The 19,434-nt window shown below is 73.8% G+C and carries 13 protein-coding genes and 2 pseudogenes; 4 read left to right on the forward strand and 11 right to left on the reverse strand.

Annotated features, from left to right (window positions below; all coding sequences use genetic code 11):
• The first annotated feature begins 47 nt into the window (after window positions 1-47).
• The 3 genes from ACSURM_RS04525 (at window position 48) to ACSURM_RS04535 (ending at window position 2,081) form a co-directional block, all read left to right on the forward strand.
• On the forward strand, window positions 48-596 hold the full coding sequence (locus ACSURM_RS04525; protein WP_436953647.1) for a sigma-70 family RNA polymerase sigma factor: 549 nt from the start codon (window positions 48-50) through the stop codon (window positions 594-596).
• 143 nt (window positions 597-739) lie between these two features.
• Complete coding sequence (locus tag ACSURM_RS04530; RefSeq protein ID WP_436953648.1) at window positions 740-1,255, forward strand: hypothetical protein; 516 nt, start codon at window positions 740-742, stop codon at window positions 1,253-1,255.
• Window positions 1,256-1,418: 163 nt separating this feature from the next.
• Window positions 1,419-2,081, forward strand: coding sequence for a zf-HC2 domain-containing protein (locus ACSURM_RS04535; RefSeq protein ID WP_436953649.1), 663 nt, complete (start codon window positions 1,419-1,421; stop codon window positions 2,079-2,081).
• A 5-nt stretch (window positions 2,082-2,086) separates the two neighbouring features.
• Here ACSURM_RS04535 and ACSURM_RS04540 read toward each other — a convergent pair whose 3' ends face one another.
• The 3 genes from ACSURM_RS04540 to ACSURM_RS04550 all read right to left on the reverse strand — a co-directional run bounded on the left by ACSURM_RS04540 (window position 2,087) and on the right by ACSURM_RS04550 (window position 6,132).
• Complete coding sequence (locus ACSURM_RS04540; protein WP_436953650.1) at window positions 2,087-2,950, reverse strand: Fpg/Nei family DNA glycosylase; 864 nt, start codon at window positions 2,948-2,950, stop codon at window positions 2,087-2,089.
• Window positions 2,951-3,013: 63 nt separating this feature from the next.
• Window positions 3,014-5,101: a SpoIIE family protein phosphatase gene (locus ACSURM_RS04545; protein WP_436953651.1), complete on the reverse strand. Its 2,088-nt coding sequence runs from the start codon at window positions 5,099-5,101 to the stop codon at window positions 3,014-3,016.
• A gap of 71 nt (window positions 5,102-5,172) precedes the next feature.
• A complete protein-coding gene (locus ACSURM_RS04550; RefSeq protein ID WP_436953652.1) occupies window positions 5,173-6,132 on the reverse strand; it encodes a DUF6777 domain-containing protein in 960 nt (319 codons plus the stop codon).
• Between the two features lie 127 nt (window positions 6,133-6,259).
• Here ACSURM_RS04550 and ACSURM_RS04555 point away from each other — a divergent pair, with 127 nt between their 5' ends.
• The gene (locus ACSURM_RS04555; RefSeq protein ID WP_436953653.1) at window positions 6,260-7,663 is read left to right on the forward strand and encodes a lipase maturation factor family protein; all 1,404 of its coding nucleotides are present in this window, start codon (window positions 6,260-6,262) and stop codon (window positions 7,661-7,663) included.
• A 43-nt stretch (window positions 7,664-7,706) separates the two neighbouring features.
• On the opposite strand, the pseudogene ACSURM_RS04560 reads toward ACSURM_RS04555, so the two are convergent.
• The 8 genes and pseudogenes from ACSURM_RS04560 to ACSURM_RS04595 form a co-directional block, all read right to left on the reverse strand.
• Window positions 7,707-8,680 (reverse strand): annotated as a pseudogene (locus tag ACSURM_RS04560) (aldo/keto reductase).
• Window positions 8,677-9,435: an SDR family NAD(P)-dependent oxidoreductase gene (locus ACSURM_RS04565; RefSeq protein WP_436953654.1), complete on the reverse strand. Its 759-nt coding sequence runs from the start codon at window positions 9,433-9,435 to the stop codon at window positions 8,677-8,679. The pseudogene ACSURM_RS04560 and the gene ACSURM_RS04565 overlap by 4 nt, the downstream one beginning before the upstream one ends.
• A complete protein-coding gene (locus ACSURM_RS04570) occupies window positions 9,432-10,769 on the reverse strand; it encodes an enolase C-terminal domain-like protein (protein ID WP_436953655.1) in 1,338 nt (445 codons plus the stop codon). The genes ACSURM_RS04565 and ACSURM_RS04570 overlap by 4 nt, the downstream gene beginning before the upstream one ends.
• 394 nt (window positions 10,770-11,163) lie before the next feature.
• Window positions 11,164-14,185, reverse strand: a pseudogene (locus ACSURM_RS04575) (alpha-mannosidase).
• Between the two features lie 29 nt (window positions 14,186-14,214).
• The gene (locus ACSURM_RS04580) at window positions 14,215-16,362 is read right to left on the reverse strand and encodes an endo-beta-N-acetylglucosaminidase (RefSeq protein ID WP_436953656.1); all 2,148 of its coding nucleotides are present in this window, start codon (window positions 16,360-16,362) and stop codon (window positions 14,215-14,217) included.
• Window positions 16,359-17,615, reverse strand: a complete 1,257-nt coding sequence (locus ACSURM_RS04585) for a glycoside hydrolase 5 family protein (RefSeq protein WP_436953657.1) — start codon at window positions 17,613-17,615, stop codon at window positions 16,359-16,361. The genes ACSURM_RS04580 and ACSURM_RS04585 overlap by 4 nt, the downstream gene beginning before the upstream one ends.
• Window positions 17,616-17,642: 27 nt before the next feature.
• Window positions 17,643-18,548 carry a carbohydrate ABC transporter permease gene (locus tag ACSURM_RS04590; protein WP_436953658.1) on the reverse strand — a complete coding sequence of 302 codons (906 nt, stop codon included), beginning with the start codon at window positions 18,546-18,548 and terminating at the stop codon, window positions 17,643-17,645.
• Window positions 18,545-19,432, reverse strand: coding sequence for a carbohydrate ABC transporter permease (locus ACSURM_RS04595; protein WP_436953659.1), 888 nt, complete (start codon window positions 19,430-19,432; stop codon window positions 18,545-18,547). The genes ACSURM_RS04590 and ACSURM_RS04595 overlap by 4 nt, the downstream gene beginning before the upstream one ends.
• Window positions 19,433-19,434 lie beyond the last annotated feature (2 nt).

A 19,434-nucleotide genomic window follows, 5' to 3' on the forward strand; every position in this document is an offset into this window, starting at 1 on the left:
GGTTCCGCCCCCTGTCCGCCGGGCGCGGCCTGCGCTGCCATACGGCCATGACGGCCGGAACCTCACTCACGAACGGGACGACGACCGCCGAGCACGAGCTGGCCGCGCTCCAGCGCGAGCACGGCGGTCCGCTGTTCGCCCTGCTGCTCAGGCTGTGCGACGGGGACCGCCAGCGCGCCGAGGACCTCGTCCAGGAGACGCTGGTGCGCGCCTGGCAGCATCCGGAGGCGCTGCACGCCGACGACTTCGACTCGGTGCGGCCCTGGCTGCTGACCGTGGCCCGGCGCCTGGCGATCGACGCCCGCCGGGCGCGGCGGGCCCGGCCGCCCGAGACCGGTGACGAGGTCCCCGAGAACGCGCGGGTGACCGCCGATCACGCCGAGCGGGCCGCGGCGATGCTCGATGTCCGGGAGGCTGTGAAGACACTCACTCCCGCCCACCGTGACGTGCTCGTGCTCGTGTACTTCCGTGGGGCCAGTGTGGCGGAAGCGGCCGAGGCCCTGGGCATTCCACCGGGTACCGTGAAGTCCCGCGCGTATTACGCGCTGCGCGCCCTGCGCCGGGTCCTTCCGGGTTACGCGGCCGACCTGCGGTGAAACCGGAAGGCTGGTCAAACCTCGGCAAAGCGCCTTGCTGTGGCCCCCGTTCGGGCATGGGCTGTCCTCATCCGCGTTCCGGACGGGGGTCCGGGCCCGCAGGTGCGGGCGACGCGTACGCACCGGAGGAAGGGCAGGAAGGGATGCTGCACAGAGGTCACGAGAGCACGGACGGTACCGGCGGCGGTGAACTGGCCGTGCCGATGGCCTGGTTGTACGCCGAGTACATCGCCGACGAGTTGCTGCGCACCGGCGATCTGATGCCGCCGACGTCCTTCGAGTTCCGGGCCGGCCGGGACGCGCTGGCGCTCACCGTCTTCCTGTCCGACACCGACGGGGACCTGTCCGGCATCCGGGTGATCTCCCAGCTGGAGAACTGGCTGGCGCTGACCGCCTACGACCAGCCGTGGCGGGACTGGGTGCGGGCGCGCATGGCCGAGCGGACCGAGCGGGCGGCCGGCTCCGGCGCGCCCTGCCCGGATCTGGCGCTGGCCGACGACGCCTGGCGCTGGCTGGAGGAGACCGAGCTGCTCGCGCCGGACCTGGACGCGGTGCCGGGCGGCGGCCCGGTGTTCGGGGAGGACGACGGCCCGAAGGTGTGGACACCGGCCTGGCGGCTGGGGCTGCCGCTGGGGCACCTCGCGATCCACCTGTTCTGAGTCGTCGTCCGCGTCTTCCGCGACGCGCACCGGTCCACGGGCCGGGCCGCTCCGACCGCCTCGGTCACGATTGTGCGCGTGCCTTGAGCGAACCGGTGGTCCGCCGCGTACGGGTGGGGGCACGGAGCACCCCCGCCCGCACCCATCGGCACGAGGATTCGGCATGAGGTCCCTGGAACGGCATCGCGACGCCGGCGCGTACGCGCTCGGTGTGCTGGACGCGGCGGAGTCCTTCCGCTTCGAGGACCACCTCCTGGCGTGCCCCCGGTGCGCGGCCCACGTGACCGGGTTCGGACCGGCCACCCGGCAGCTGGCGCTCTACCGCCGGGCCACTCCGCCGTTCGTGCACCCCCTGGCCGAGCCCGGGCCCCGGTTGCTGGAGCGGTTGCTCGGCGAGCCGGCGCGCCTCCGCCGGGTGCGCCGCCGCCGGCTCGGGTACGGGCTGGCCGCCTCGGTGGTGCTGGCCGTGGCCGGTCCGGGGGTCGTGGCCTTCGCCGGGCACCCGGAGCCGGCGGACCCACGGGCCATCCGGGTCGTCTCGGCCATCGATCCGCGTACCGGGGTGTGGGCGCGGGTCACCGCGGCGGACGAGGAGTGGGGCGGCGAGCTGCGCGTGGAGGTGGGGAACGGCGGCGGGCCGCCGCGCGCCTGCCGGCTGGTCGCGGTCGGCCGGGACGGCACCGAACAGGTCGTCGCCGGCTGGACCGGCGCGGGCGGGCGGGCGGCCACCGCGCTCGGGGCCACGGCGCTCCGCCCGGACCGGATCGCCCGTTACGAGGTCCGCACGGCGGAGGGAAAGGTGCTGCTCACGGTCCGGGGGCGGTGACGGCCTCACTTCAGCAGCCGGGACAGCCTGCGGTCGGCCAGCGGCTTGCCGCCCGTCTGGCAGGTCGGGCAGTACTGGAGCGAGGAGTCGCTGAAGGAGACCTCGCGGACGGTGTCGCCGCACACCGGGCAGGGTTCACCGGTGCGGCCGTGGACGCGCAGACCGCCCTTCTTCTCCGCCTTCAGCCGGCCCGCCGCCAGGCCCCGGGCCCGCTCGACCGCCTCGCCGAGCGTGCCGCGCAGCGCCGCGTACAGCCGGTGGGTCTCCTCCGGGGTGAGGGAGGCCGCCAGCTTGAACGGGGACATCCGCGCGGCGTGCAGAATCTCGTCGCTGTAGGCGTTGCCGACGCCCGCGATCAGCGACTGGTCGCGCAGGGCGCCCTTCAGCTGCCGCCGTTCGCCCTGGAGCAGGGCGGCGAAGCGGTCCTCGGTGAAGTCCTCGGCGAGCGGGTCCGGGCCGAGGCGGGCGATGCCCGGCACCTCGGCGGGGTCGCGGACCACGTACACGGCGAGGCGTTTCTGGGTACCGGCCTCGGTCAGGTCGAAGCCCTCGCCGGTCTCCAGCGCCACGCGCAGTGCCAGCGGGCCCTTGCCGGGCCTCGGCGGGCCGTCCGGCAGCCGGTCCCGCCACTGGAGCCAGCCCGCCCTGGCCAAGTGGACGACCAGGTGCAGTCCGCCGTCCGTCTCGACGTCCAGGAACTTGCCGTGCCGGCGCACGGCCGTCACCCCGGCGCCCTCGACGGCGCCGGGCGGAGGGTCGTACGTCTTCAGCACGCTGACGGCGACCGGCAGCAGCCGCGCCACCCGGCGGCCCACCAGGTGCTCGGTCAGGAAGTCCGTCAGCGCTTCCACCTCGGGCAATTCGGGCATACGTACAGGGTGCCATCCGGCACCGACAACGCCACGCCCCTGCCGCGCGGGGAGAAGGTCACGCTACGGCAGCCGGAACTCGCACCACACCGCCTTGCCGGAGCCGCGCGCCTGGACGCCCCAGGCGTCGGCGAGCCGCTCCACCAGGAGCAGGCCGCGGCCGAACACACCGCTCTCGCCCGCGTCGCGGCGCCGCGGCAGGGCGCTGGAGCAGTCCTCGACCTCGATGCGCAGCCGCCGCCCGGAGTCCTCCAGCACCCGGACGGTGACGATCGCGGAGCCCTCGGTGTGCAGCAGGGCGTTGGTGATCAGCTCGCCGGCCACCAGCTCGATCTCGTCGGCCGGTGCGCGGGTGCCCCAGGCCCGGGCGGCGGCGCGGACCAGGTGCCGGGCCTGGGCGAGGGCCTCCGGATCGCCGGCCGCCACGTGCTGCCGGAGCCGGCGGCCGGGCCGGGCGGCCCGCGGGGCGCGGCGGCGCAGCAGGAGCAGCGCCACGTCGTCCTCGCCGCCGCGCTCCTCGGCCGCCTGGATCAGCCGGTCGGCGAGGGCCTCCACCTCGGCGGGCCCCTCGCACACGAGCCCCATGAGGCCGGACATGCCGTCGTCCAGATCGGTGCCGGGCAGCTCCACCAGTCCGTCGGTGCACAGCAGCAGCGTGCTGCCGGGGTCGAGCTCCAGGGTGGCGACGGGGTACTCCAGCCGCCCGAACTCGGCGGACAGGCCGAGCGGCAGCCCGCCCTCGACGAAGACGCGGGAGCAGCGGCCGTCGCGGTGGCGCAGCAGCGGGTCGATGTGCCCGGCGCGGACCATCTGCACGACCCCGGTGGCCAGGTCGGTCTCGGCGTACAGGCAGGTGGCGAACCGGTCGGTGTCGAGTTCGTGCAGGAAGACGGAGGCCCGGGCCATCACGGTGGCCGGGGTGTGGCCCTCGGTGGCGTAGGCGCGCAGCACGATCCGCAGCTGGCCCATGACGGCGGCGGCGTGCGTGTCGTGGCCCTGGACGTCCCCGATGACCGCGCCGACCCGGCCTCCCCCCGAGGGGGTGTCCCCGGGCAGCGGGATCAGGTCGTACCAGTCGCCGCCGATGTCCCGGCCCAGGGCGGCCGAGCGGTAGCGCACCGCGATGTCGGCGCCGCGCACGCTGGGGATGGAGCGGGGCAGCATGGCCTGCTGGAGGCCCTGGGCGAGGTCCTTCTCCTGCTCGAAGAGCATGGCGCGCATCAGGCTCTGCGCGATGCTGCTGCCGAGCGCGACGAGGACGGCGCGTTCCTCGGCGGAGAAGCCGCGCCGGTCGTCGTAGAGCAGGCCCATCGCGCCGATCGGGCGGGCCTGGGCGATCAGCGGGAGGTAGGCGGCCGAGGTGATGCGCAGGCCGGTGAGGTGCGGCCACAGGACGGGGTAGTGCGCGGCGAACTCCTCCGGTGACTCGATGAACCGGGGGCTGAGGGTGCGTACGACCTCGCTCATCGGGTACGGCTCGTCGATCCGGGTGACCCGGGTGCCGGGGACGAAGCTGCCCGCGGGGCCCTCGGCCACCAGCCGGATCCGGCCGGCCTCCACCAGGCCCATCACCAGGCTGGTCGCGCCCAGGTGGCGGACGCCGTGGGTGTCCTTGAGCACGTCGATGACGTCCTGGACGCTGCGGGCGTGGGCGAGGGCGGCGGAGATGACCTGGACGACGCCGGTCTGCTGCCGGAACGCCGCGTCCTGCGCGGACCGGAGGCTGCGTGCCGTGCTGTCGGCGAGTTCCTCGGTGGCGTCGCGGAGGATGCCGACCACGCGGTGCGGGCGGCCGGAGTCGTCGCGGCGCAGGCGGCCCCGGGTGTGGGTCCAGCGCATGGTGCCGTCGCGGCAGCGGATGCGGAAGTAGGCGCTGTAGTGGTCGCTGCCGTCCTTGATCGCCCGGGCGACGGTCGCGTCGAGCCGGGCGGCCTCCGGCGGGGGCACCCGGAGGGCGTTCAGGGTGTCCAGGCGCCCGTCGTACTCCTCGGGCGGCAGGTCGAGCACCTTCAGGGCCTGGGCGTCCAGGTGGAACAGACCGGCGTCCAGGTCCCAGTCGAAGCTGCCCATGCCGTTGAGCGCGAGGACCGGGTCCGGGCGGACGGGCCGGTCCCCCGGGAGTGACAGGGCGCTCGCACCCCGATCGGCCATGGGGCCACCTTGCCAGGATCCGGACGATTCTTCGACTTGCCGGCCGGGCCGCGGCCGCGAGGGGCCCACGCTCAGACGCCGTCCGCCGGGGGCAGGTCCGGGGTTCCGGGCACGCCGGACACCCTGGGCGCGCCGGGCGCCGCGCCGGGCGTCCGGGTGGTCGGAGCCGTACGGCTCGGTGCCCTGTCCGCCGGAGTGGTCGGGGCCGTCGGGGCCGGCGTGGCGCGGGCCGTCGGGGACGGGCTGGTGGTGGTCCGGGCGGGCGGGGGGACGACGCGGTCCCGGCGGACGTCGTTGCCGACCCGGCGCTCGGTCCAGGTGCGGTGCCCGGCGTCGACGAGGGTGAGGCTGGTGACGGCCCGGGGCGCCGGGCTGACCACGATCACCTTGTTCGGCCGGTACCCGGGCCACGGTGTGCCCCGCGCGCTGGCCCCGCCGCGGGTCGGCGCGGGCGGTGCGAGCGGGTTGCCGCAGACGCACCGCACCCGCGGCAGGCCCCGGTCGTCCACCAGCACGGCCGTGCCCGCCTGGAGCACGGCCTGGTAGTCGTCCGCCCGGTGGCTCTGGTAGGCGTGGTTGGTGACGCGGGTGTCGGCGCCGAGCACGACCGGGGTGAGGCCGCGCAGATAGGCGGGGAGCGCCGCCCGCCGCACCCCGACGACCCCGGCGAAGGCGTCGGCCCTGGCCGGGTCCGCGGCCAGGTGGCGGATGTGCCGCTCCGCGTCGCAGCGGGCGACGCGCGGGGTGCCCCGGTACAGGCCGGGCGTCGCCCCGGACACGGTGCGGGCCGCGCGCAGGGGCGCCGACAGCTCGCCGGCGGAGACCTTGGCGCCGATGCGGGGGGCCTCGGAGGGGGTGGGGCCGGTCGCCGCCGAATCGGTGAAGGGCCCGGGCCCCCGCTCCCCGGCGGCCTGCAGGAAGACGAGGTCGCCCACCCGGGTCTGCTTCACGCCCGCACCCGCGCAGCCGGCGGCCAGCAGCGCCACCGACAGCGCGCAGGCCGTGACCAGGGTTCGGGTGGGTATCCGCACCGCACACTCCACATCACTATGGGTGATTACGCCCTATTGTTGGCATCGCACAGGTTTGGCTGGCAACTCGGGGAACGCCGCGCCGGGAGTGGCGACGGCGTCGCCTTACGGAAGGGCGCGCACAGCCGTGGACTGGTTCACCGCACCCGACTACTGGCTGAGCCGGCTGGTGCTCCAGCGGGCTCTGGCCGCCGTGTACCTGGTCGCGTTCCTGACGGCGGCCCTGCAGTTCCGGGCCCTGCTGGGCGAGCGCGGCATGCTGCCCGTCCCCCGGTTCACGGCCCGGGTGCCCTTCCGGCGCGCCCCCAGCCTGTTCCAGCTGCACTACTCCGACCGCTTCTTCGCGGGGTGCGCCTGGGCGGGCTGCGCGGTGTCGGCGGCGCTGCTGGCCGGGGCGGACTCGGCGCTGCCGCTGTGGGCGGGGATCGTGCTGTGGCTGGTGCCGTGGGCGCTGTATCTGTCGATCGTGAACGTGGGCCAGACGTGGTACGCGTTCGGCTGGGAGTCGCTGCTGCTGGAAACCGGTTTCCTGGCCGCGTTCCTCGGCAACGACGAGGTGGCGCCGCCGGTCGTCGTGCTGTTCCTGCTGCGCTGGATCCTGTTCCGGGTGGAGTTCGGCGCGGGGCTGATCAAGCTGCGCGGCGACGCCTGCTGGCGGAAGCTGACCTGTCTGGACTACCACCACGAGACCCAGCCGATGCCGGGCCCGCTGAGCTGGTTCTTCCACCATCTGCCCCGGCCGCTGCACCGGGTCGAGGTGGCCGCCAACCACGTCACCCAGCTGGTCGTGCCGTTCCTGCTGTTCGCCCCGCAGCCCATCGCCTCGGCCGCCGCCGCCCTGATGATCGTCACCCAGTTGTGGCTGGTGCTCTCCGGGAACTTCTCCTGGCTGAACTGGATCACCATCGTGCTGGCCCTGTCCGCGCTGCGGCTGCCCACGACGGCGCCGTCGGTGCCCGCGGCGCCGCTGTGGTACGAGGTGCTGGTGCTCGCGGTCGGCGCGCTGCTGGTGTTCCTCAGCTACCACCCCGTGCTGAACATGATCTCCCGCCGTCAGGTGATGAACCGCTCCTTCGACCCGCTGCACCTGGTGAACACCTACGGCGCGTTCGGCAGCGTCAGCCGGGTCCGCTACGAGGTGGTGGTCGAGGGCACGCTGGACGAGCGGCCGCGCGCGGACTCGGAATGGCGGGAGTACGACTTCAAGGGCAAGCCCGGTGATCCCCGGCGCTGGCCGCGCCAGTTCGCCCCCTACCATCTGCGCCTGGACTGGCTGATGTGGTTCGCCGCGCTGTCGCCCGCGTACGCCGGTGAGTGGTTCGGCGGCCTGGTGGAACGCCTGCTGGAGAACGACCGGGACACCCTCAGGCTGCTGCGCCGCTCCCCGTTCCCGCCGGACACCCCGCCCCGCTATGTCCGGGCCCGGCTGTTCCGCTACCGGTACACCGGCTGGCGGGAGCTGCGGGAGACGGGGGCGTGCTGGGAGCGGACATACGTGCGGGAGTATCTGCCGCCGACGCGGCTGGCGTAGCCGACGCGAAGGCGGCGGTCAGCTCAGGGTTCGTGGACGCGGGTCACAGTGGCTCCTCCCCCACCGGGGGCAGCAGGCCGTCGTCGCGCAGCTCCTGCCAGAAGGCGTCCGGTACCGGCGTGCCGAACTGCTCGGCGCAGTCGTGGACTTCGGCCGCCGAGCGGGCGCCGGCCAGGACGCTCGCCACGGCCGGGTGCGCGGCGCAGAAGGCCAGGGCCGCGGCGCGCAGGGTGGTGCCGTGCCGCCCGGCCGCCGCCTTCAGCCGCAGGGCGCGGTCCAGCAACTCCCTCGGCGCGCGGGTGTAGTCGTACGTCGCCCCGGGCGCCGGCGCGGCCAGCAGGCCGGAGTTGAAGGCACCGCCGACGACCACCGACACCCCGCGCCGCAGCGCCTCGGGGAGCAGCGCGTCGGCCGCGCTCTGGTCGAGCAGGGTGTACCGGCCGGCGCACAGCACCACGTCCACGTCGGTGTCGCGGACGAACCGGGTGAGCATCCCGGCCTGGTTCATGCCGGCGCCGATCGCGCCCACCACGCCTTCCGCGCGCAGCCGTTCCAGCGCCGGATAGCCCTCGCGGAAGGCCTGTTCGGCGTGGTCGTCGGGGTCGTGGAGGTAGACGACGTCGACCCGGTCCACACCGAGGCGGTCCAGGCTCGCCTCCAGGGTGCGGCGGACGCCGTCGGCGCTGAAGTCCCAGACCCGCCGGTGGGTCGCGGGCACGGCGTAGCCGTGGGCGCGGTCGTCGCCGGTGCCGTCGGCCGGCTCCAGGCGGCGGCCGACCTTGGTGGAGAGGGTGTAGCTCGCACGGTCGTAGGCACGCAGGGCCGCGCCCAGGCGCCGTTCGGACAGTCCGAGGCCGTAGTGCGGGGCGGTGTCGAAGTAGCGGATGCCGCGCTCCCAGGCGGCCCGGACCGCCGCGTGCGCCTGTCCTCGCTCACCGGGGTGTAGAGGTTGCCGAGGGCGGCGGCGCCGAGGCCGAGCGGGGTGACCTGGACGCCGGTGCGGCCGAGGACGGTCACCGGTGCGCCGTCGGCCGCGGCCTGAGGCCCTGCATGCCGCCGTCGACGGGGAGCGCGGTGCCGGTGGTGGCCCCGGCCAGCGGGCTGGCCAAGTAGGCGATGGCGGCGGCCACTTCGGCGGCGGAGACGAGCCGTCCGGTGGGCTGGCGGGCCTCCAGCGCGGCGCGTTCGGCGGCCGGGTCGGGGACCGCGCCCAGCAGCCGTCCGACCCACGGGGTGTCCACCGTACCGGGGTTGACGCAGTTGACGCGGATGCCCTCGCGGACGTGGTCGGCGGCCATGGCGAGGGTCAGGGAGTACACGGCGCCCTTGGTCGCGCTGTACAGGGCGCGTTGCGGCAGGCCCGCGGTGGCCGCGATGGAGCAGGTGTTGACGATCGCGGCGTGGGCGGAGCGGCGCAGGTGCGGCAGGCAGGCGCGGGCGGTGCGGACCATGCCGAGGACGTTGACGTCGAAGACGTGCCGCCACTCGTCGTCGGTGTTGTCCTCGACGGTGCCCTGCGCGCCGACGCCCGCGTTGTTGACGAGGATGTCCAGGCCGCCCAGCGCGTCGGCGGCCTCCTGTACGGCGGCGCGCACGGAGGTGTCGTCGGTGACGTCGGCGCGCCACGCCCGCAACGGTTCGGGTACGTGGGTGGGGTCCAGGTCGAGTACGGCGACCTGGGCGCCGCGCTCGGCGAGGAGATCGGCGGTGGCCCGGCCGATGCCGGACGCGCCTCCGGTGACCAGGGCCTTGAGGCCCGTGAAGTCGCTCATGCTTGTCCCTCCCGGCCGTCGGGACCGGCGGACCAGTAGGTGCCGCCGGGGAAGGTGTAGTGCGCGAGGGCTTCCGGGCGCAGGGCCGCGGAGAAGCCGGGCGCGGTGGGTGCCGTGTAGTGGCCCGCGCGGATCACCACCGGGTCGACGAAGTGCTCGTGCAGGTGGTCGACGTATTCGATGACCCGGTCCTCGGTGCTGCCGGAGACGGCCACGTAGTCGAACATCGCAAGGTGCTGGACGAGTTCGCACAGGCCGACGCCGCCGGCGTGCGGGCAGACGAGGACGCCGGACTTGGCGGCGAGCAGCAGGATGGCGAGGTTCTCGTTGACGCCGCCGACGCGGGCCGCGTCGAGCTGCACGATGTCGAGGGCGCCGGCCTGGAGGAGTTGTTTGAAGACGATCCGGTTGTGAGCGTGTTCGCCGGTGGCGACCTTGACCGGTGCCACGGCCCGGCGGATCGCCGCGTGGCCGAGGATGTCGTCGGGGCTGGTGGGCTCCTCGATCCAGTACGGGTCGAACCCGGCGAGCGCCTCGGTCCAGGAGATCGCCTCGTCCACGTTCCAGCGCTGGTTGGCGTCGAGGGCCAGGCGGATGCCCGGTCCGACGGCCGCGCGGGCCACCCGGCAGCGGCGCATGTCGTCCGCGAGGTCGGCGCCGACCTTCAGCTTGATCTGCCGGAAGCCGTCGGCCACCGCCTGGCGGGCGAGCCGGGCGAGCTTGTCGTCGTCGTAGCCGAGCCAGCCGGGCGAGGTGGTGTAGGCGGGGTAACCGGCCTCCAGCAGACGGGCCGTGCGCCGGCCGGCGCCCTCCCTGCCCCGGCGCAGCAGCGTCAGCGCCTCCTGCGGGGTGAGCGCGTCCGTCAGGTAGCGGAAGTCGATCTGGCGCACCAGCCACTCGGGCTCGGCCTCGGCGAGCAGCCGCCACAGGGGCTTGCCCGCGCGCTTGGCGGCGAGGTCCCAGACGGCGTTGACGACGGCGCCGATCGCCATGTGCAGCACGCCCTTCTCGGGGCCGAGCCAGCGCAGTTGGCTGTCGCCGGTCAGGTCCCGGTACAGCGTGCCCGGGTCGGCGCACAGCTCCTCGACGGACCGGCCGACGACATGGTGGCGCAGCGCGTGGATCGCGGCGACCTGGACCTCGTTGCCGCGTCCGATGGTGAACGCGAAGCCGTGTCCCTCCGGTCCGTCCTCGGCGCCGGTGCGCAGCACGAGGTAGGCGGCCGAGTAGTCGGGGTCCGGGTTCATCGCGTCGGAGCCGTCGAGACCGCGGGAGGTGGGGAACCGGATGTCGTAGGTGTCGACCGCGGTGATGCGAGCGGGCGTCGGGGACACGGGGGGCCTTTCGGTCCGGGCGGTGTTCGAGTACGGCCAGCCGAGCGGGAGTGCAGGGTACGGGGTGACGGGGTGCGAGGGACGGAGTGCGAGGGACGGGGGTCCGGGGGGCGCGAGGGTGCCGGGTAACGCCGCATACTTATCAGACCACCGAGCCGCTACGACAGCCTCACGCACAAGGCGATGATCGCCGGGGGCCGGCTGGCACCGGGCCGACGGCTGCCCGCCTCACGCACGTCCCGTGGTTCGACGCGGGAGGCGGTCCGCGCGCTGACGGTCATGGGCGCGGTCCAACCGTGGTGGACCCGCACCCATGACAGCCCGCCAGGAGCTCGGGATCCAGTCGAGGAAGCCGCGACCTCGGATCACGGTCGGGCGAGAGCGGCCGCGCCGGTCAGGGTCGGCCGAACCTGAGCGTGACCAGTTCGAACGGACGCAGGCGTACGGTGATCCGCTCGTCCTCGCGGGACGGCGGCTCCGCGTCCGGCAGCGGGCGTTCCAGCAGGTCGGTGACGGTCACCCCCGGTGAACGGGAAGCCGGTCGTCAGGGTCGCCCGGGCCCGGCCGCCGTGGGCCTCGTGGAAGCGGACGACCACGTCCCCGCTGCCGTCGTCGGCGAGTTTCACCGCCGTCACCACCACCGCGTCGTCGTCCACTGTCACCAGCGGGGCCACCGCGCGGGCGCCGGTCGTGTGCCGCTCCGGCAGGTTGATCCGCCAGCCCTCGCGGACCGCGTCGCCGACCGAGGCGCCGACGACCAGGGCGTGCCGGAAGCGGTGGAGGCCCTGGTCGGTCTCCGGGTCGGGGAAGCGCGGGGCGCGCAGCAGGGACACCCGGACCGTGGTGGTCGTACCGCGGTCACCGTCGGCGCGGACCGTGCGGGTCACATCGTGGCCGTACGTCGAGTCGTTGACGACCGCCACGCCCCAGCCGGGCTCCTCCAGGTGCACGAAGCGGTGGTTGCACGCCTCGAACTTGGCCGCTTCCCAGGAGGTGTTGGTGTGGGTGGGGCGGAAGGCGTGCCCGAACTGGGTCTCGGAGGCGTACCGTTCGGCGTGCAGGTCGAGCGGGAAGGCCAGCTTCAGGAACTTCTCCGTCTCGTGCCAGTCCACCTCGGTGTCGACGACCAGCCGGCGTTCTCCCGGCGGCAGGGACAGCAGCTGGGTGACCCGGGAGGAGCCGAAGGACCGGACGACCCGCACGCAGGCGCCGTCCTCGCCGGCCGTGACCGACTCGGCGGCGGTGAGGTCGGTGACGGTGTTGCGGTAGAAGGAGTCGACGTCCCAGGCGTCCCACATGTTCGGGAAGTCCGGGTGGAGTTGGAGGAGGTTGGCGGCGGTGCCGGGGGCGATCGTCTCGCGGTCGGCGGCGGGGTCGTAGACGGAGACGACCAGGCCCCGGGCGTCCACGGTGATCCGCAGCAGGCCGTTGTCCAGCGTGAACCCGCCGTCCTCGTGGGGTGTGAGGGTGCTGGTGCCGGGCGCGTCCGGGGTGGCGGCGGCGCCCGCCGGGACGCCGTGCCGGGCGTGCGGGGCGGAGTTGAACAGCAGCGGGGTCGTCCCCTCGCCCGCCAGGGCGCGCCGGGCCGCGTCGATGACCGCGGTCAGTTCCGTGGTCAGCCGCTCGTAGGTCGCCCGGGCCTCCCGGTGCACCCAGGCGATGGACGAGCCGGGCAGGATGTCGTGGAACTGGTGCAGCAGCACCGTCTTCCAGATGCGGTCCAAGTCCTCGTACGGGTAAGGGAAGCCGGTGCGCACGGCGGCGGTGGCCGCCCAGAGTTCGGCCTCGCGCAGCAGGTGTTCGGCGCGCCGGTTGCCCTGCTTGGTCCGGGCCTGGCTGGTGAGGGTGGCGCGGTGCAGTTCGAGGTACAACTCCCCGACCCATACCGGTGGTTCGGGATACTCGGCCTCGGCCTGCTCGAAGAAGGCGCGCGGGGTCTGCCAGCGGACGGTGGCCGAGCCCTCCAGGTCACGCAGCCGGGCCGCCTTGGCGACCATCTCCCGGGTGGTGCCGCCGCCTCCGTCGCCCCAGCCGGTGGGGGCGAGGGAGTGCCGGGCTCTGCCCTTGTCCCGGAAGTTGCGCACCGCGTGGGCGAGTTCGCTGCCCTTCATCGAGCAGTTGTAGGTGTCGGCCGGCGGGAAGTGCGTGAAGATCCGGGTGCCGTCGATGCCCTCCCAGTGGAAGGTGTGGTGCGGGAACTTGTTGGTCTGCGACCAGGAGATCTTCTGGGTCAGCAGCCACTTGGAGCCGGCCGCCTTGATGATCTGCGGCAGCCCCGCGGCGAACCCGAAGGTGTCCGGCAGCCACGCCTCCTCGTTCTCGATGCCGAACTCGTCGAGGAAGAACCGCTTGCCGTGCGTGAACTGCCGGGCCATCGCCTCCGAGCCGGGCATGTTGGTGTCCGACTCCACCCACATCCCGCCGGCCGGCACGAACCGCCCCTCCGCGACGGCCTTCTTCACCCGCGCCCACACCTCGGGACGGTGCTCCTTCACCCACGCCCACTGCTGGGCCTGGGACATGGCGAAGACGAAGTCCGGCTCGTCGTCCAGCAGCGCGGTCATGTTGGACACCGTCCGGGCCACCTTGCGCACGGTCTCGCGCAGCGGCCACAGCCAGGCGGAGTCGATGTGGGCGTGCCCGACGGCGCCGATCCGGTGCGCGGAGGGGACGGCGGGGGCCGACAGCACTCCGGTGAGCCGTTCCCGGGCCCGGCCGGCGGTGGCGTTCACGTCCTGGAGGTCGACGGCGTCCAGGGCCCGTTCGACCGCGCGCAGGATGTCCCAGCGGCGCGGGGAGTCCACGGGCAGCTCGGCCATCAGCTCGCCGAGCACCTCCAGGTCCATGACCAGCTGCCACACGGTCTCGTCGAACACGGCGAGGTCCATGCGGGCCAGGGTGTACTGGGGTTCGGTGCCGGCGGTGTCCTTGTCGCCGAGCCAGGTGGGCCGGAAGGGGTGGTAGTCGAGGATGACCGGGTTGGAGGCGGCCTCGATGTGCAGGCGCACCTCTTCGCCGCCCGCGACGGGCGCGCCGATCCGCACCCACTGGTTGCGCGGGTTGAGGCCCTTAACGGGGGTGCCGTCGGGCCGGTAGACCAGGCCCTCGCACTGGAAGCCGGGCATGTTCTCGTCGAAGCCCAGGTCGAGCAGGGCCTCCACGGTCCGGCCGGCCCACGCCTCGGGGACGGTCCCGGTCACCCGGAACCAGCTGGTGCCCCAGGGAGCACCCCAGCGGGCGCCCACCGCGATCGGCTCGGGCTCGGCGGCCAGCCCCTCGGCGACCGGCACCGGTTCGCCGGGCGCGTGCCACACCGCGACCCGGAGCGGCACGGACTCGGGGTACACGGCGGGGCGGATACGTTCGTCGAGCACGCGCTTGAGGCGGGCTTCCACCAGCGTGCGGTCGTCATGCATGCGGGGTGCTCCCTGCGGGTTCCGGGTGATTACCAGGGGTGGGTGACGGTGACGGGGGCCGAGGCGTTGTAGAGCTCCCCCACGGCGCGCACTTCGAACCGTGCGGCCGGCTCGCCCTGCTCGGGCCGCAGACCGGCGGCGAACCAGGCGCGCTGGCCGGTGGCGCCGAGGAAGCGGCGGGTGCCGTCGGCCAGGAGGCGATGGAGGGTGTAGTGGCGGACGGGGCCGGGGGCGGGGTTCCAGGCGAGCCGGAGGTCGCCGCCGCTCGCTGCGGTGACGCGGGCGGCGGAAGGGGCGGCGGGGGTCGGCGGGGTGCCGTCGGGGCGGACGGCGAGGCCGCCGAGCCGCCAGCGCACCGGGGTGGCGCCGTCGGTGGGGGTGAGCCGGATGCCGAGAGCGTGCACGGTGCCGGAGAGGCCGGTGAGCGAGATGGTGACGGTCTGCCAGCTGTTGACCGAATTCACACGGGCGTGGGCGCTGGCGGAGTCTCCGCGCGCTTCTGGGTGAGCCGAGTTCACACCACCTTGCGTCTGACCGGAGTTCACACCCGTCCCGCCGACCGTCGCCTGCCCCACAGCCCGCGTGTTGACCGAGTTCACAGGCAGATACCTGTACGGCGGTGTCTCCCCCGGTCCGCTCGGTGGCGCCGTTGCCACCGCCAGTTCCACGTTCACATCCCCAGACTCGCCCCGGAACGTCAGGTCGACAACCGCGTTCACAGCGATCGGCAACCGGGTCGCGTACAGGTCCAGCACCACTGGTTGATCGAGTTCACCCGCCACCAGCACGCTGCTCCCGCCCCGCCAGGCGTCGGCGAAGTCGAAAGCGACCGCCGGCCGTGTCCCCGCCGTCCGGACCACCCACCGCCGTGACGGCAGCCGGTCCTGGAGGCCGAGATGGTTCCAGGGGCTCTCCGAGACGACGGCCCCCTCCTCGTACCACCGCAGGCCGTGGCCCGTGTTGAACACGGTCGCGAACGGCACCGCGGTCACCGTCGACCGGTCCGCCACGGACACCGCCGGCGCCCGCCACGGATCGCCCGGGTCGGGCCGCGACGGGTCCGCGGACCGACCGGTCCAGAACCGGTCGTCGGCCGCGTGGAAGTCACCGGGGGCGCGGCGGTCGGCGGGCAGGTGGTTCCGGGTCCACTCGGGCCGGTAGAACCCGATCGAGGTGACGTGCGGCTTCCCGGCGGGCACGATCGCGTCCCAGTTCACATACGTGCCGGACCCGTTCGACTCGACGTCGACGCCGGCCCACAGTTCGTAGCGGCCGCGCCCCAGCCGGTCCGCCTTCGTCCCGGAGGACGCCAGCGAGGCCGCGCTCCACCGGAAGTCCACGAACATGCCGTCGGCGGCCTGGAAGAACGCCTGGTTCTGGCTGGTCAGCGCGCCCTGCCAGCTGACCGTGCCGTTCACGGTCAGCGCGTCGTACCAGGTCACCCGCTGTCCCTTGGCCGCCGCCAGCGCCCTCAGCTCCTTGACGAAACCCAGCATGGCCGTGCCCAGCGCGGTGTTCCCGCCGCCCGTCTCGGCGTTAAGGAACCAGCCGTCGAAGCCGTACGCCGCCGCCACCGCGACGAGTCGCTCGGCGAGCGGGTAGTGGCCGGTGGCATCCCGCTGCACCAGGTCCCGGGTCCACTGGAGTTGTCCGCCGTAGGCCGCCGGCGGCAGGAAGACGCTCCCGAGGACGGGGACGCCGTGCCGGTGGGCCGCGTCGACGACCGGGGCGTTCGGAGCGAGGATCAGGCCCTCGCCGGCCGAACCGCCCCAGAACACCAGCTCGTCGATGTACGCCCAGTGGGTGAGGGCGTAGTAGTCGGCGGTGGCCGATCCCTGGGAGGGGTTGGCCGACGTCGGCCCGAAGGAGACCAGCGCCTGGACGCGGGCCTGCCCCGTGCGGGCGGTGGGGTTCGCCGGGGTCGGGGTGAAGCGCGTGGCGAGGGGTACGGTCGCGGCGTTGAAGGCGAGATCGGGGTCGTCCGCGGCGCGCCAGTCCTTGAGGCTGCGCCAGGTGATGCCGGGGCCGGGGCTGCCGGCGGGCAGCGAGTCCGGGTACCAGTAGGCGGCGTACGGCGCGGTGGCGGTGGGGGCGCGCGGGGCGGCCGTGGCGGGCGGTACGGGGGTGAGGGCCGTGGCACCGGCGGCGATCAGGACGGTGCGTCTGCTGGGGTTCACGAGCGGGTGCCTCCTTGGGGGACGGGGAGTACCTGGCCGGGCGTGACGACGTCGGTGATGCCGCGCGCGGCGAGGTGGTCCCGGTCGTCGGCGCGGGTGTCGAGCACGGTGGTGGGGCGGGCGCCGTCGGCGACGAGCCGGAAGTAGGCGTCGAAGACGTCGCCGCCGGGCGCGCAGCGGGAGCGGCGGTCCGGCGCGGCGGGGACGACGAGGGCCGTACGGCGCGCGACCGGGGCGCGGTGGCCTGCGCGGGCGGCGCCGGCCAGCACGCGGGCGATGTCCTTGGGCCGCTGTTCGCCGGTGAGCAGCCCCAGGGAGTATTCGAGTTCGGGAAAGTCGGCGAGCGTGCGCGACACGTCGTGGGAGCACCACCAGGTGATGCCCCACAGGTCGGGGCAGTCCAGGACGTTGCCGATCGTGGCCTCGGCGAAGGCGGCGGCGTGCTCGGCGGGCACCAGCGGCGCGGGGGCGCCGACCTCCTGGAGCCAGACCGGCCGGTGCGGGTCGTCCGCCCATGCCTTGGCGAGTTCGACCAGGTAGGCGGCGTGGTGCCGGGTGGGCACGGAGGTGCGGCCGTGGCGCTGGGCGGTTCCGTTGAACACCCAGGAGTGCACGGCGGTGACGGCGCCGAGCCGGGCGGAGTGGGCGGGGGTGAAGGGCTGGTCGTCCTGGTACCAGGTGGCGTCGTAGGAGGCGTGCAGATGGGGGCGGCCGGGGGCGCCCTCGGCGCAGGCGTCCAGCATCCGGGTGAGCCAGCGTCCGGCCTCGTCGGCGGTCACCGGGTCGGGGTCGGGGTGGGGGCCGGCGGCGAACTGGTTGACCTCGTTGCCGACGGTCATGCCGAGGAAGTGCGGCCGGTCGGCGAGGGCTGCGGCGAGGGTGCGCAGGTAGGCGGCCTGTCCGGCGGTGACGTCCGGGTCGGTGAAGAGGTTGCGGCGGTGCCAGGTACGGGTCCAGGCGGGCAGGAAGTCGAAGCTGGACAGGTGGCCCTGCAGTCCGTCCACGGCGGTGTCGAGGCCGCGTTCGGCGGCGGCGTCGGCGAGGGCCACGAGCTGCTCGACGGCGCGGGGGCGGATCAGGGTGCGGTTGGGCTGGAAGTACGGCCACAGCGGGAAGACGCGGATGTGGTCCAGGCCGAGCGCGGCGATGGCGTCGAGGTCGGCGCGGACGGAGTCGAGGTCGAAGTCGAGCCAGTGGTGGAACCACCCTTGACTGGGCGTGTAGTTGACGCCGAAGCGTACGGCGGGAGGCATGCGGTGTCCCTTGCGCTCGGGGGAGGTTCAGCCCTTGACGGCGCCCTCGCCGACGCCTCGGAAGAAGTACCGCTGGAGGCAGGCGAACAGGGCGATGAGCGGCGCCACGGCGATGACCGTGCCGGCGGCGACCAGGCGTTCGTCGTTGGCGAAGGTGCCGTGCAGATAGTTGAGGCCGATGGTCAGGGTGAACTTGGAGGGGTCGCTGAGCACGATCAGCGGCCACAGGAAGTCGTCCCAGGCGCCCATGAAGGCGAAGATCGCCACGACGGCGAGGGTGCCCTTGACCGAGGGCAGGGCGACCCGCAGGAACCGCTGCCAGACGTTGGCGCCGTCGACGTAGGCGGCCTCCTCGATCTCGTAGGGCAGGGCGCGGAAGGCGCCCCGCATCAGCAGGACGTTCATCGCGCCGACGGCCCCGGGCAGGACGACGCCGATGAGCGTGTTGTTCAGGCCGAGTTCGCGCATGGTGGTGAACTGGGCGATGACGATGCCCTCGACGGGTACGAGCATCGCCAGCACGAAGACGAGCGTGGTCGCGCGCCGGCCGCGGTAGCGCAGCCGGGCCAGGGCGTATCCGGCGAGGGCCGAACCGACGCAGTTGGTCACGACGTTGGCGGTGGCGACCTTCAGGGAGTTCAGGGCGTAGTCCCAGACCGGGATGGTGTCGGCGACCCGGGCGTAGTTGTGCAGGGTGGGGTGGGCGGGCAGCAGGCGGGGCGGGGAGCTGTAGATGTCCTCGGTGGGGCCCTTGAGGGAGGTGGCGAGCTGCCAGAGGAACGGGCCGGTGGTCAGGGCGAGGACGGCGAGGAGCAGCAGGTACCGCCAGAGGAGTTCGCCGGGCCGCGCGCGGCGGCCGTCGTGGTCGGTGACGCGGGGTTCCCGGGCCGTGGCGGCGGGCCGCTCGGGGCGGGCCTTCTCCAGGACGCTCACGCTTCCTCCCTCCGGTCGGCGCGCAGGACGAGCAGCATCAGGACGACGGTGACGGCGAACACGACGACGGAGAGGGCGGAGGCGTAGCCGACCCGGCCGGTCAGGCCGGTGCCGGTGCGCTGGACGAGCATGACCAGGGTGGTGTCCTCGCCGGCCGGGCCGCCGCTCGGGCCCGCCATCAGGTACACCTCGGAGAACACCTTGAAGGCGGCGACCGAGGAGAGCGCGGCGACCAGCACCATGGTGGACCGTACGGCGGGCACGGTGACGGACAGGAAGCGGCGCACCGGTCCGGCCCCGTCGACGGCGGCGGCCTCGTGCAGTTCGCGTGGCACGTTCGCCAGCGCGGCCAGGTAGATGACCATGTAGTAGCCGAGGCCCTTCCACACGGTGACCGCCATGGCACTGAGCAGCAGCAGCCACTGGTCGCTGAGGAACCCGATCCGGCCGATGCCCACCGTCTCCAGCACCGAGTTGACCAGGCCGCGTTCGTCCAGCAGCCACACCCAGATCAGGCCCACCACGACGATCGAGGCGACGACGGGGGTGTAGAAGGCGGAGCGGAAGAAGGTGATCCCGGGGATGTTCCGGCGCACCAGCAGGGCGAGCAGCAGCGGCAGGACGACGAGTGCGGGGACGACGACGAGGACGTAGAGGACGCTGTTGCGCAGGCCCGTCCAGAACATGTCGTCGTGGAGCAGTTCGCGGAAGTTGGCGAGCCCGACGAAGCGGCCGGGGAGCAGGGTGCGGCGGTCGGTGAAGGAGTTCACCAGGGTGGAGACGAAGGGGTACAGCACGAAGGCGCCGGCGATCAGCAGTCCCGGTGCGGCGAACAGCCAGGGGCTGGTGGGCAGTTGCCGCCGTACGCGCAGGGGCGCGGCCATGG

Origin of the sequence: Streptomyces sp. SudanB182_2057, from assembly GCF_964272715.1 — a bacterium.
In the GTDB taxonomy this organism is placed as follows: domain Bacteria; phylum Actinomycetota; class Actinomycetes; order Streptomycetales; family Streptomycetaceae; genus Streptomyces; species Streptomyces rubradiris.